The sequence below is a fragment of the Cyclobacterium plantarum genome (assembly GCF_011290685.1).
Lineage (GTDB): Bacteria > Bacteroidota > Bacteroidia > Cytophagales > Cyclobacteriaceae > Cyclobacterium > Cyclobacterium plantarum.
Genome location: NZ_JAANYN010000005.1, coordinates 181,376 through 195,636, shown reverse-complemented (window position 1 = coordinate 195,636; position 14,261 = coordinate 181,376). Strand labels below are relative to the sequence as shown.

General features: G+C 44.9%; 11 protein-coding genes. 3 read left to right on the top strand and 8 right to left on the bottom strand.

Going from position 1 to position 14,261, the window contains the following annotated elements:
- The first annotated feature begins 48 nt into the window (after positions 1-48).
- Positions 49-2,781 (top strand): putative LPS assembly protein LptD, encoded by a 2,733-nt coding sequence (locus tag G9Q97_RS13190; protein WP_166148079.1) that lies wholly within the window; start codon positions 49-51, stop codon positions 2,779-2,781.
- On the opposite strand, the gene G9Q97_RS13185 is transcribed toward G9Q97_RS13190, so the two are convergent.
- The 8 genes from G9Q97_RS13185 to G9Q97_RS13150 form a co-directional block, all read right to left on the bottom strand.
- Positions 2,778-3,992: an arginine deiminase gene (locus tag G9Q97_RS13185; protein WP_166147573.1), complete on the bottom strand. Its 1,215-nt coding sequence runs from the start codon at positions 3,990-3,992 to the stop codon at positions 2,778-2,780. The two genes, G9Q97_RS13190 and G9Q97_RS13185, sit on opposite strands and share 4 nt — an antisense overlap.
- A 59-nt stretch (positions 3,993-4,051) precedes the next feature.
- Positions 4,052-4,900 carry a prephenate dehydrogenase gene (locus tag G9Q97_RS13180; RefSeq protein WP_166147571.1) on the bottom strand — a complete coding sequence of 283 codons (849 nt, stop codon included), beginning with the start codon at positions 4,898-4,900 and terminating at the stop codon, positions 4,052-4,054.
- Positions 4,901-4,907: 7 nt separating this feature from the next.
- A complete protein-coding gene (locus tag G9Q97_RS13175) occupies positions 4,908-6,056 on the bottom strand; it encodes a pyridoxal phosphate-dependent aminotransferase (protein WP_166148077.1) in 1,149 nt (382 codons plus the stop codon).
- The gene (locus G9Q97_RS13170; RefSeq protein ID WP_246255653.1) at positions 6,056-6,883 is read right to left on the bottom strand and encodes a prephenate dehydratase; all 828 of its coding nucleotides are present in this window, start codon (positions 6,881-6,883) and stop codon (positions 6,056-6,058) included. Before G9Q97_RS13170 ends, G9Q97_RS13175 begins: the two co-directional genes overlap by 1 nt.
- Before the next feature lie 6 nt (positions 6,884-6,889).
- Entirely contained in the window at positions 6,890-7,258 is a 369-nt protein-coding gene (locus G9Q97_RS13165; RefSeq protein ID WP_166147569.1) for a DMT family protein, read from the bottom strand.
- Between the two features lie 18 nt (positions 7,259-7,276).
- Positions 7,277-8,503 carry a 3-phosphoshikimate 1-carboxyvinyltransferase gene (locus tag G9Q97_RS13160; RefSeq protein WP_166147567.1) on the bottom strand — a complete coding sequence of 409 codons (1,227 nt, stop codon included), beginning with the start codon at positions 8,501-8,503 and terminating at the stop codon, positions 7,277-7,279.
- A gap of 60 nt (positions 8,504-8,563) precedes the next feature.
- The gene (aroB, locus tag G9Q97_RS13155) at positions 8,564-9,601 is read right to left on the bottom strand and encodes a 3-dehydroquinate synthase (protein ID WP_166147565.1); all 1,038 of its coding nucleotides are present in this window, start codon (positions 9,599-9,601) and stop codon (positions 8,564-8,566) included.
- A 173-nt stretch (positions 9,602-9,774) separates the two neighbouring features.
- A complete protein-coding gene (locus G9Q97_RS13150) occupies positions 9,775-10,881 on the bottom strand; it encodes a chorismate mutase (protein ID WP_166147563.1) in 1,107 nt (368 codons plus the stop codon).
- A gap of 415 nt (positions 10,882-11,296) precedes the next feature.
- On the opposite strand from G9Q97_RS13150, the gene G9Q97_RS13145 reads away from it, so the two are divergent.
- Positions 11,297-12,499, top strand: coding sequence for a proline dehydrogenase family protein (locus G9Q97_RS13145; RefSeq protein WP_166147561.1), 1,203 nt, complete (start codon positions 11,297-11,299; stop codon positions 12,497-12,499).
- Positions 12,500-12,511: 12 nt separating this feature from the next.
- On the top strand, positions 12,512-14,236 hold the full coding sequence (gene lysS, locus G9Q97_RS13140; protein ID WP_166147559.1) for a lysine--tRNA ligase: 1,725 nt from the start codon (positions 12,512-12,514) through the stop codon (positions 14,234-14,236).
- Positions 14,237-14,261 lie beyond the last annotated feature (25 nt).

Genomic DNA, 14,261 nt, shown 5'->3' with positions numbered 1-14,261 from the left:
CAGAAATTATCAGTGCATAATATCAAGCTCGCTTTTCTTTCCCTGGTCATGCTTACGCTTTTTGGGCAGGCATTGTTTGGACAGGAAACCGGCAAAACCCGCTCCTCTGAAATTGAACTGACAGCTCCGGATACTTTAACAAAGCCTGATGTAAAGGCAGATACCCTGCTTCCAGTACTTCCCGATAGTATACTCAACATTTCCTCTGCTGATCTTGACTCTGCAATTAACCAGGAAATCGGTGATATCACAACCACCATCAATTATTACGCCGAAGACAGTATCATTTCCGATTTTACCCAAAATAAGGTTTATTTATACAAAGGAGCCTGGTTTGAATATGGCAATATCCGGCTGGATGCAGATTATATCATCATCGATTGGGAAAAAAGTGAGCTTTATGCTTCAGGGCTGGAAGACAGTACGGGAGTGGCGCAGGGAACTCCCATATTCAAAGAGGGGGAAAGCATTTATGAAATAAGGGAAAAGATGCGCTACAATTTTGAAAGCCAAAAAGCCATTATTTCTGATGTGGTGACCCAACAGGATGAAGGCCTGCTCAGAGGGGAAACCGTCAAAAAAACCAAGGACGGATCGGTTTACCTGAAAAATGGCTTTTATACAACCTGTGATCTGGTAGAACCCCACTGGCACATTTCCTCTTCCAAAATTAAATCTGTGAGGGGAAAACACATCGTCTCCGGTCCTTTTAACCTGTATTTTAACAATATACCCACTCCCCTTGGCCTGCCTTTTGGTGTTATCCCCGACACACCAGAAGAGAAAACCTCAGGAATCATATTTCCTTCCTATGGAGAAGAACAGCGGCGAGGGTTTTTCCTAAGGGATTTTGGTTACTATTTCGCTTTTAATGACTACGTGCATACCCGTGTTACTGGAGAAATTTTCTCCAAAGGGGGCTATGGCGCCAAAACCGCCTCCGTTTATAACAAAAGATACCGTTTTAAGGGTGGCCTGAACATAGACTACCAGAAGTTTCAAAGTCCGGAAACGGCAGAACAACCCCTGGAATATGATGCTTTTTGGTTTCGCTGGAACCATACCCCTGAATCCAGGGGCAATTCGAGGTTTTCTGCCTCTGCCAATTTTGGAACCAAGTCCTATAATGACAATATCCTTAACCAGGGAAACTTTCAACAAAATCAGCAATCAGATTTTTCCTCAAATATATCCTACAGCAAAACTTTTACCGGCACGCCTTTCAGCATGTCTGCCAATTTGCGGCATTCTCAAAATCAGGTTACTGATGAGGTAAACCTGCTGCTTCCGGATGTGGCGGTCAATATGAACCGCCAAAACCCCTTCAGAAACATCCAATTTGAACCGCTAAAAACCCTGAACATTGCCTGGAACTTCAATGCCCAAAACTCTATCAATAACAGGATCACTCCGGAACTGGGAGTAGACCCCAACCTGCAGCAACAGATTGAGGAGTTGGGACAGCCCAATGCTCCGGATGTACTGCCTTTTACCTTTGCCAACCTGCCACAGCTCCTTAGGGATGCTGACAATGGCTTCCGACATACCCTGCCCATTTCTTCCAATTTCAGCCTTTTTCGGTTTTTCACCGGGACGGCATCTATGAATTTCACAGAGCTCTGGTACCTGGACCGGATCAACTATTATTACAATCCTGCCGAAGAAAGACTGGACCGGATTTTGGAAAGTGGCTTTAACCGCGTTAATTATTACAATTCCTCCTTTAACCTTTCCACCAATATTTACGGATTTTATACCTTTAGAGAAGGATCAAAAATAGAGGCCATCCGGCACCACATGCAACCTACTTTTGGATTTACCAGTACTCCGGATTTTTCAGATCCGAAATACGGGTATTACCAGGAGGTACAGACCAATGCCGGAGGCCGCATCCAAAGACTCTCCAGGTATCAGGGATTCATATATGGAGGCGCCCCCATGGGAGAATCCAAATCTCTGAGTATCAATATACGGAACGTACTGGAGGCCAAGGTGAGGACAGAGAGCGATACTGCCGAGGCGGAAACAAAAAAAGTACCCATATTGCAAACCTTAAATGTGTCTACCAGCTATAACTTTGCGGTGGACTCCTTTAATCTGGCCCCCCTGAACTTCAACACCCGTACATCCCTGTTTCAAAACAAACTTTCCGTTAACCTGAGCGCCAATTTCGACCCCTACGCCACGGGTACCTTCCAAAGTGGCGAACGGGAAGTAACCAGAAGAATCAACTCCTTTGCCTGGAAAAGGGGACAGGGACTGGGTACCATACGGAGAGCCTCGCTTAACATCAATGGGAGTATCAACCCCAGCAAAACTGAAAAATCCCCGGGAGAGGTACAAGATGAGCTTACCAATGAATTCCTGAATCAGGGAGGGCAGATGAATGATTTTGTGGAAAATGAAATCAACCGCATTGCCAATGATCCCAGCCAGTATATTGATTGGTCCATCCCCTGGAACCTGACTTATGGCTATAACCTGAGCTACAATAAAGCCGCATCAGGCAATACCAATATCACACAGGCCATCAATATCTCCGGAGATTTGAGCATTTCAGACAAATGGAAAATCAATTTCAACTCGGGTTATGATGTCGCTGCTGCAAGGATCACTCAAACCATGATAGGCATCGCCCGGGACCTGCACTGCTGGCAGATGAATGTAAACTGGGTTCCATTTGGCCGGTTTACCTCCTACAATATTGATATCCGGGTAAAATCCAATATCCTCAGAGACCTTAAGGTTTCCAGACGAAGATCCTTCTTTGATAGCTTTTAAGAATTCTCTCTACTGATTGGCATGCTCATGCACCTGGGTCCTCCAAGCCCCCTGGATAGCTCAGAGGAAGGAATTTCCAAGACCTCAATTCCAAACTCCCGTAGAGCCCGGTTGGTATGCTTGTTCCGGTTATAGGAAATTACTTTTCCGGGAGCTATTGTAAACACATTGGCCCCATCAAACCATTGCTCACGCATGGCATACTCCTGATTTACCCGGTCCGTTCCAATGATCTCCAGTCCCGGAATCTCCCGCTTCAGAATCTCTTTAAGCTGTTCTTTCAAATGCAACCGCTTCACATGTACTTCTGGTCCTTCATCATCTTTACGCTGGTACAATGAAATCCGCTGTACCGATTGAATGGCATCCGGATAGGTAAGCACTTTGTTTTCATCCAAAATGGTAAAAACCGTGTCCAGATGCATGAAATTTCTTTTCTTGGGCAGATGGACTTCATAGATTCGTTCCACTTTCCCTGAGGCGATCAAACTTTTGGCCACGTGATAAATGGCTTTTTCATCCGTTCTTTCGGAATAGCCTATAGCCACCGCTTTTTCATTCAGGATGATCACATCTCCTCCCTCCAATGAGGCAGGATTGTTGTGCGCATCCAGAGGATATTGTTTGCAAATCTTATCCTTAAACAGGTGGTGGTTTTCAAAAATCTGTCTGACCATATTGGCTTCCCTCTGCCGCTCAGGCAAACGCATGCTGGAAAAAATCATACCTCCCGGCACTACAGCAGCCGTATCCCTTTGGAAGTACAGATTGGGGCAAGGAGGTATCAAAAAGGCCACATCCAACAGGTCTGCCAAAGAATAAGAACTCAGCTTCCTTCTTACTTCATGAACCTTTATTCCGGCCATCAATGCTTTGGCGCAATCCGCTACGGAAAGCACCCCTAAGAGTTCATCCGTAAGGTGCCCCAGCCGTGATACCGATAAAGCTTCCTGCATCAATTCTCTCCGCAATGCTGGTTGGTCTAAAATATCCAACAACAAATCCTCGAAAAAATACACCTTAGCCCCGCAACTTTCTCTAATCATTCCGGTAAAGACATCATGCTCCCGCTGCATTTCTTCCAGATAGGGAACATCTTCAAATAACAGCAATTTCTTATTGTAGGGGGTCAACCTGTCAATTTCTCCCCCGGGCCGGTGCATCAACACCTCCCTAAGCGTCCTGAATTCTGAAGCTATCGATAATCGCATATTAATAAATCTACAAAATAATCAGGAATAATTACTAATACCGAAAATATTATTTCCGTTTACTCCTTAATATCTAAAATATCCCGTATTTTATTTGCCTCCAGCATTTCATGATTCAAGCCATCCACATTTCCCTCCGCAATCATGCTTCTAAATTGGGAGAGGTGTTCGATATAACTATCCATGGCTTCCAGGACATTTTCCTTATTTTCTAAAAATATAGGGGCCCACATGGCCGGAGAACTTTTGGCCAGGCGAACCGTAGAAGCAAAGCCGCTGCCTGCCATATCGAAAATGTTTTTTTCATCCTTCGTTTTGTCCAGCACTGTCTTTCCCAATACAAAGGAGGACACATGTGAAAGATGAGAAACAAAGGCAAGGTGAAGATCGTGATCACCGGGATCCATGAACCGTAGCTTCATGTTTACCGCCTCAAAGATATCATATGCAAGACCCTTCAGGTGAATATCCGTTTTTTCCATTTCACAGATAATCAAAACCTTACCATCAAATAGGTTTCCTGCTGCAGCACCTGGACCTGAATTTTCCGTGCCTGCGATCGGGTGAACTGCCAAATATTGATTCCTTTTGGGATGGGTGGCCATTTGACGGCAAAGCTGTCCTTTTGTAGAACCAAAATCCATGACCAAGGTGTTTGGTCCCACCTGCTCCAGGGTTTTTTCCAGCAGTCCAAGAAGCGTATCTACCGGTGTTGCCAAAATGACCGCATCAGTATCCTCCTGCGGCACCTCCAGTTTCCGGGAAATAAGCCCCATTTCCAGGGCCATGGCCATGTGTTCCGGATCATTGTCAAAACCGGTTATCTCCCAATCCGGGAAAACTTTTTTAAGTGCCAGGGCGAATGAACCTCCCAATAATCCCAAACCAATAATATGTATTTTTTTCATGATTGTTTTATTTAAAAAGCCTGCCAAGTGCCTCTTTGATCAATAATTCGTCAACGCAAAGGGAAAAACGGACATGGTCATTTCCCCTGCTGCCAAATATCATTCCGGGACTGATGAAAATATCCTTCTCATACAGCAACCTGTCAACCAATTCCAGTGCCTGAACAGATGCCGGCACCTTGGCCCAGACAAATAAACCTACAGCTCCTTCAGAAACCTCCAATTGCAACTGTTTTGTCATTTCCAACACCAAAGCTTTTCTCCTGGCGTAAATGGCATTCATAGAACTGATCCAGGAATTATCCAGGCCCAGTGCAGCCACTGCTCCTGCCTGAATTCCCAGAAACATCCCGGAATCCATATTACTTTTCACCCGCAATACCGCCTGAAGATAATCCTCCCTCCCTGCCAGCATTCCCACACGCCAACCCGGAATATTGAAGGTTTTGCTCAATGAATTCAACTCCAGAACATGATCCATCGCCCCCGGAAGAGCAAGTAAACTCAGCGGCTCCTCATTCAGAATAAAGCTGTAAGGATTGTCATGAATCAGTAAAATATCATTTCTGCGGGCAAAGTTTAACAGTTTGGAAAAGAGCGCTATGGATCCTTTAGCCCCTGTGGGCATGTGGGGATAATTGACCCACATGAGTTTTACCCTCGAAAGATCCAGGTTTTCCAGTGCCTCCCAATCAGGTTCCCAATCACCTTGCTCCAACAAGTCAAAATAAACGGGCCTGGCTTTCAGCAGCCTGGTTACCGAGGTGTAGGTAGGATATCCCGGATTGGGCACCAATACCTCATCTCCCTCATCCAGAAAAGCCATAGATATGTGCATGATACCTTCCTTTGACCCCATCAGGGGAAGCATCTCGGATTGGGGATCCAGTTTCACTCCATAATTCCTGGAATAAAAATCCGTCATTGCCTTCCTGAGTTCAGGGGTACCCTGGTAAGATTGGTAACCATGGGAATTGGGTAAAGCAGCCGTATCAATAAGTGCGCTAGTTACACTGGGATCAGGTGGCAAATCCGGACTCCCTATTCCCATATTGATGATGGGCCTACCGGCATTCCTGAGTTGCTGTACCTCTTTGAGTTTTTTGGAAAAGTAATATTCCTGAACCTCCGCCAATCTTTCTGAATACCCTTTCATCATTTTCTGTTTTGGTAAGCACCAAATATTTTCACATTTCCATATTTGGCTTCGATCAAGTCTATTGCAGTTTTAAATTGACCTTCATCTGCAATTAAGGTATCAATAAAAAAAGTATATTCCCAGGGTTTGCTCATTACCGGGATGGATTGAATTTTGGTCAGATCCAGGTCATGCTCACTCATTACTGTCAGCAATTTAGCCAATACTCCCTTCTCATTGCGAACGGTAATTTTCAGACTGGCCTTAGTGGGGGCAATGCCTGGGGCTGGCTTATCTTTTTGAAGGATGATAAAACGGGTGAAATTATCTTTTACCGTCTGTATGTCCCTGGCCAGGATTTCCAGTCCGTAATATTCAGCCGCCTTGGTGCTGGCCACTGCTGCCAATCCCTGTAGTTTTTGTTCTGCTATCACCTTTGCAACATAAGCAGTATCCACATCATCTACCGGAAGAATTCCAGGGTGACTGGCAAAAAAATGCTTGCATTGCAACAAAGCCATGGGATGGGACCTGGCTTCCCTGATCGCTGAAAGCTGCTGCCCGGGAAGGGCCATCAGGTTATGGGATATGGGCAGGTAATACTCATCGACTACAAACAGGTCATGCCTGTCGATAATGTCATAATTGGGCAAAATGGCTCCTGCAATGGAGTTTTCTATGGCCATCACGGCGAAATCTACTGTTCCGTTTTCTACGCTTTTAGCCACTTCCTCAAAGGTATTGAAGCCAAAAACTGCTATACTTTCCCCAAAATACTGCTGGGCTACCTGATGATGGAAGGAACCAAGTACGCCTTGAATGGCAATTTTCAATTGTTTTTCCAATTGCTTTTACTTTTTAAATATGAAATAAACCGACACTACCAAAAAGAAGAAACCCACCAAATGATTCCACCGAATGGTTTCGTTTTTGAAAAACAATAGCGTAAACCCCATGAACACTACCAAAGTGATCACTTCCTGTAATACTTTTAATTCTACCAGGCTAAATGGACCTCCATTTTCCTTATAGCCTATCCTGTTTGCCGGGACCTGAAAGAAATATTCGAAGAGCGCAATGCCCCAGCTGATCAGCACAATGGAAATCAGCCCCAGATTCTCAAACCACCTCAGCTCCTTAAACTTCAGATGCCCGTACCATGCCATGGTCATGAAGGCATTGGAAAGCAGTAGCAGGACAATGGTATACAGCCCTTTCATCTTTGATAATCAAAACGATTAATCCTGGTACTTTGCCTTTACTCCCAGAAGTTCACAATGATTCCAAAAACTAGGGTAGGATTTGTTTACCACCTCCGGATCCAGAACACGTAGCTTTGTTTTGCTAATCAAAGGCATAAAAGCCATGGCCATGCGGTGGTCATCATAGGTTTCAATTTCAACCATTTCCGGAATTTGCTCTGCCGGGACGAGGGTAAAGACACCCGGTCTTCTTTCCTCAAGTTTGGAACCGATTTTTGCCAGTTCCTTTTGCAAAGCATCAATCCTGTCAGTCTCTTTGATCCGTAAACTTTCCAGCCCTGTAAAATCAGTTTGCTGGCCTGTCAGGGCGCAGGTAACCGCCACTGTCTGGGCCAGGTCTGGGCAATGGGTAAAATCAAATTCAGGCAAACCCCGGATGGGTTGATGTTTTAGTAAAACTCCTCCATCCCGGAAGGTACTTTCCACACCCAGTCGGTCCATGATGGGGACGATCTGGGCATCACCCTGCAGGCTATCGGCCTTTAACCCATCCAAAAACAATTCTCCGGATCTGGAACAGGCCAGTAAACTGAACCAGTAACTTGCTCCAGACCAATCGCTCTCGACAGAAAATGAGGTAGCCTGATATTTCTGTGGGGCAATAGTGATGCGATTGCCTTCAAATTGGTAATCCACGCCAAAAGTACGCATCAATTCCAATGTCATGCTGATGTAGGTACGGGACCCCACCTTACCGGTAAGATTTAAGGCAAGGCCTTTGGGAAGTAAAGGTGCGTTCATTAGCAGAGCTGAAATATATTGGCTGCTTACATCTCCACGGATATTGATTTCACTGGCTTTTTGTCCGGCAAAGCCAAGGGTGCGCAGAGGAGGAAAACCATCATTTTTAAGGTATTCAATTTCAGCTCCGATCTCCCGCAAGGCATCTACCAGTATGCCTATGGGGCGTTCACACATTCTAGGGGTACCTGTCAGGATTTTGACCTTGTTGTTCAGGGCAGCATAAGCCGTTAAAAACCGCATGGTGGTACCGGCATCCAGTACATCAAGGATTTCAGGATCATCCTTAAGCAAGCGGATCATGGTCTGGGTGTCCCTGGCCTCAGCCAGATTGGATAACTTGTTTTCCCCTTCTGTGAGGGCATCAATGATCAAAACCCGATTGCTTTCACTCTTAGATGAAGGAAGTGGTATACGGACTTTACCAAAGGATTCAAGTAGGGGTAATTCAATGCTTTTCATGAATGTTTTTATTGCTTAATGGTAGAATAAAAGGTGATGCATAAAGTCATCCCCATTTGGCTACTCTTCCAGGTTGTTGTAATATTCCAATGCCTCCACAACAGCCTCCCGGTCCACCACTATATTAAAATCACAATCTCCGATTTTTCTCAGCAATGAGAAATTAAGTTTCTCTCCATCATTTTTCTTGTCCTGAAAACAAAGTTTGATGATAGCATCAAAATCCTTGTCGGAAATAGATATTTTACCAAAAACGGCCAGCAATTTTTGCTGAATGATGTCCAGGTGGACTTTGTGAAGGCGCAAAAACTTATGAGACAGAAAAGCTTCCGTTACCATGCCTATGGCGATAGCCTCCCCATGTAAAAGTTGGTAAGGGCTGTTGAGGTAGTGTGACTCAATGGCGTGCCCGATGGTATGTCCAAAATTGAGAATTTTTCTAAGGCCATTTTCTTTGGGGTCCTTGTCTACCACCTCCCGCTTGATTCCTACCGAAACTTCAATAATATCCTTCCAGGGTTGGCTCTGCCAGTTTTCCGTCTTCAAACTATTGAAATAATTTTCATTCCTGATGAGACCGTGTTTGATCACCTCAGCATAGCCTGAGCGCAATTCGGCCTCTGGTAGGGTTGTCAAAAATTCCTCACTGATTAAGACTCCTTCCGGCTGATTAAAAACGCCAATGTGATTTTTAAATCCATTAAAATCTATACCCAATTTACCTCCCACACTGGCATCTACTTGTGACAGCAAGGTGGTAGGGATATTGACAAAGCGGATTCCCCGCTTATAGGTACTGGCGCAAAAGCCTCCCATGTCTCCGGTTACTCCTCCCCCAATATTAAGAATCAGGGTTTGGCGGTCAAAATTATTGTCTGTCATCCATTGCCAGATACCCTGACAAGTATCCAGGTTTTTATGTATCTCGCCAGCATCAAAGGCATGCAGGCAATGTTCCGGTAGTCCTTCTGAAACAAGCGGGTAACAATGCTTGATGGTATGGCTGTCCATAATAATCCCTAACCTGGAATATTTTTTATTATGGAGATAACGCTGCAGATCCTCTGCGATATGGGAAGAAAATATGATTGTTTCCAAAACGGTTTTTTTTGGTAAAGGTAAAAAATTAAACCCGTTTTATTTCCTGAATATTTGCTGCCAGGGAGTATACCACATTCAGCATGCTTTTTGCGTAAATTTGATATTAAGGTCAAACCTGAAAACCAAAACTGCCAAAAGAATACTTCAATGAAATAAAACGGGCTTAACCGTCATACAGATTTGTTGGATGGTTGTTCCTGTCGTAATTTTTTCTCTTGACGCTTAACTGATTCTTCATGAATGCAATAAAGCAACTCCTTCATAAATTTCTCGCTTAGGTTTTTGGCCATGCCCTTCTGGGTTCTGGAATCCATGACCTGCTTCCAGCGATCGGCCTGAAAAACAGTAAGGTTGTGCTCACGCTTGTGAGAACCAATCTGATCAATGATGGAAAAACGCTCAGCCAGAAGATCCAATAACTGATCATCCAGATGATCAACCGCATTTCTAAGGTCCTGCAATTTTTCTGAAGGATGCTCAGTCTGAAGGGTATGCTTGAAATCAATCTGATTTAAAATATCCTTGAGCTGCTGGGGGGTAACCTGTTGTTTGGCATCACTCCATGCATTGTCCGGATCATGGTGGGTTTCAATCATCAGGCCGTCCAATCCAAAATTAATCGCTCGCTGGGCTGTTTCCAATAGCCCTGTCCTATTACCTACAATATGGCTGGGGTCATTGATTACCTGCATGCCTTTCCAAATCCTTTTCAGGTGAATCGGCATGGACCAGTTTGGTTTGTTACGGAATTTCTTGTCGTAAGCATCACTGAATCCCCGGTGAATGGCTGCCAATTTGTTTACCCCTACTGCCTGTAGTCTTTCCAGGGCACCTCTCCAGAGTTCCAGATCCGGGTTCATCGGATTTTTCACCATCACAGGAATGTCCACACCTTTGAGCGCTTCAGCTATCTCCTGAACGGCAAAGGGGTTTACCGTAGTCCGGGCACCAATCCACAAGATGTCTACCCCATGCTTCAAGGCAGATTCCACATGGGCGGTGTTTCCCACCTCAGTAGTGATGGGAATATTGAGCTGATGCCTGACGATTTCCATCCATTTCAAGCCATCTTCCCCGATTCCTTCGAAGCTACCTGGCCTGGTTCTTGGCTTCCATATACCTGCTCTGAACACATCAGGGACCACATTTGCAGCGATCATATCCTGACAAACCTTTTCGATTTGTTCGGGTGTTTCGGCACTACAGGGTCCAGCGATGATCAGGTGCTCCTTGTCCAGGCCCAGGCCCCAGTCTTTCGTTTGTAAGTGATTTTCCATTGTTTGATTTACGGTTAAATAAAAAAGCCCGACTCTCTCGAATCGGGCTCCTGTGTTTGTTTATCTTTAATTATATTTTTTCAAGACAGTACGCAGCTCCGATTCGGCCGTGGGGACGAAAATAAAAGTAAAAAAAGCTAAAATATGTAGCCGCGAATTTTTTCATGCTCCAAATGTAACCTTTCCCCAATTAAAAATCAAACAGTAATTCATTTTTTTTATCCCATTACATCCATTTAATCATTTCTATTTACCAGGTCCATACTTTATCCCGGTTTTTTCCAAGGACGACAAGTTATACGAGCCTTGGAATTGTATTTCATTTCTACAAGACTAAAAAATTCCGGTATAGGGTAAATAGAAAGTGCAAATACATCTCTCAAGCTGTTTTTTTTGGTATCTTTGCCCCTTGAAAATGGAAAAAAAACCTGCTTTTTCTTTTGACAATCTGGAGACAGCTTTTGCCCACCTTTCGGACGATGAATTGAAAAAAACCCGTGCATTGTTCCGATTATTGGGCTATCCTGCCTTGGTGAAAACCGGACTTTGGCTGACCAAAATGGCCTTTTCACTGGGATTTCCTATGGAAAAAGTAGTCAAAGAAACCGTATTCCGACAGTTTTGCGGCGGGGAAAATATCGATTCCTGTAAACCTACAATTAACCGGCTGGCCAGGTTTGGGGTCAAATCCATACTTGATTATTCTGTAGAGGGAAAAAGTGACGAAAACAGTTTTGTTGCAGCCAAAGAGGAAATTTTACGGACCATAGATGAAGCCTGCAAAAACGAAAACCTGCCTTTTGCTGTTTTTAAGGTTTCTGGAATAGTGGATACCAATCTTCTTGCCCAGGCCCAGGAAAATCAGCAGCTTTCTGATCAAGCGCAGGCGACCCTGTCTAAGGGTAAAGAAAGATTCATGGGTATTTGCCAGGAATCATTTCAAAGCAATGTTCGCATCATGGTTGATGGCGAGGAAAGCTGGTTTCAGGGAATAATCGACCAATGGGTACAGGAAGCCATGCGGCAATTCAACAAAGAACGTGCTTTGGTTTTCAACACCTATCAGTTGTACCGGAAGGACATGCTGCGGAATTTGAAAGATGCGCATCACGATGCCGTGGCCAGGGGATATTTCCTGGGAGCCAAATTGGTGAGAGGAGCCTACATGGAGAAAGAGCGGGAAAAGGCTGCTACAAAAGGCTATCCTGACCCCATTCATGCGACAAAGTCAGCTACCGACCAGGCTTATGACAAGGCCCTGCAATTCTGTATCAACAACAAGCAAAGGATCTCCCTGGTCAGCGGATCCCACAATGAAATGAGCAATAGGGTACTGGCTGAATTGATAGACCTGCATGGGCTTTCCCGTACGGATGAAAGGATTTATTTTTCTCAACTCTACGGGATGAGCGACCCCATTTCCTTTAATCTGGCCAAAGCTGGCTTTAATGTGGTCAAATACCTGCCCTATGGTCCGATAAAAGAAGTATTGCCCTATCTGGGCAGGAGAGCGGAAGAAAATTCCGGGATCTCCGGCCAAACAGGCAGGGAACTGAAACTAATCAAACAAGAGATACGCAGGCGTAAAAACCTGCCTGAATTTCCAACAATAGCATAACCACCTTAATACATGCAATTACTGAACGAACAGGAGATAGAAAGAAGAAAAGACAGGGAATCACTGATGCAGTTGGGCATTGACCCTTACCCTGCCTTGTCCTACCCCATCAATGCCTCTGCGGCAGATATCCATAAAAATTACGAAAATCGCAAAAACGACTATAAGAATATCAGCATAGCAGGAAGGCTAATGACCCGCAGAATAATGGGCTCAGCCAGTTTTGCGGAAATACAGGACAGTAGCGGCAGGCTGCAGATCTATGTGAGAAGAGATGACATTTGTCCGGAGGAAGACAAGACCCTTTACAATACCGTATTTAAAAAATTACTGGGCATCGGTGATTTCATTGGGCTTAAAGGCTTTATTTTCACCACCCAAACCGGAGAAATTTCACTTCATGTTCAGGAGTTGACGCTGCTTTCCAAATCCCTGAAACCGCTTCCTGTAGTAAAAAGGGATGAGGAAGGAAATGTTTATGATGGCTTTACCGACCCGGAATTGCGGTACAGGCAGCGGTATGTGGATCTGGTGGTCAATCCGGAGGTGAAAAACACCTTTGTGGCCAGGTCGCGGGTCATCTCTTCCATGAGAAGGTATTTTGATGATCATGGCTGGCTGGAAGTGGAAACCCCCATTCTTCAGCAGGTACATGGCGGAGCTGCCGCCAAACCTTTCGACACCCACCACAATGCCCTTGACATTCCCCTGTTTTTAAGAATTGCCAATGAGCTTTACCTGAAACGATTGATCGTTGGCGGGTTTGAAGGGGTGTATGAAATCGGAAAAATGTTTCGGAATGAAGGCATGGACCGCACCCATAATCCTGAATTCACCTCCATGGAAATCTATGTGGCCTACAAGGATTATAACTGGATGATGGAAATGGTGGAAGACCTATTGGGGCAAATTGCCAAGGCCGTATTGGGCGAAACGCAGGCAAAGGTAGGCCAAAACACCATTGAATTTGCCGGGCCCTACCGAAGGCTGACCATGTTTGAATCCATTCAGGAATATGCAGGGGTGGATGTAAGCCAGATGGATGAAAAAGCCCTGAGAGCCGTTTGTACCGATTTGGGAGTGGAAGTAGATGACTCCATGGGGAAAGGAAAACTCATTGATGAAATTTTTGGTGAAAAGGTGGAAGACCATCTTATTCAACCCACTTACATTACCGATTACCCCATAGAAATGACCCCTCTGGCCAAAAAACACCGGGACAAACCCGGGCTGGTGGAAAGGTTCGAGCTCTTTGTCAATGGAAAAGAAATCGCCAATGCGTACACAGAGCTGAATGACCCGGTTGATCAGCGGGAACGCTTCGAAGAACAGCTCAAACTGGCAGCCAGAGGAGATGATGAAGCCATGGCCATGGATGAGGATTTTCTGCGTGCATTGGAATATGGCATGCCTCCAACCTCAGGATTGGGCATAGGCATCGACAGGCTCTGCATGATGCTGACCAACAAAAGTACCATTCAGGAAGTCTTGTTCTTTCCACAAATGAAACCGGAGAAAAAAGTGCAGGTCGCTACAGACGATGATTTTATAGCAAGGGGTATTCATCCCGGACTGGTACCGGCCATTCGGGAATTGAATATCCATACATTGGAGCAACTCAGGGGACAAAACCCAAACAAGTTGTTCAATGATGTCTGCGGAAAACGAAAAAAACTCAAACTGGAAGCCCCCAACCCTACCAAAGATGAGGTAGAAAACTGGATAAACGGAGCATGAATGATTAAAGCCCGAAGCTATACAA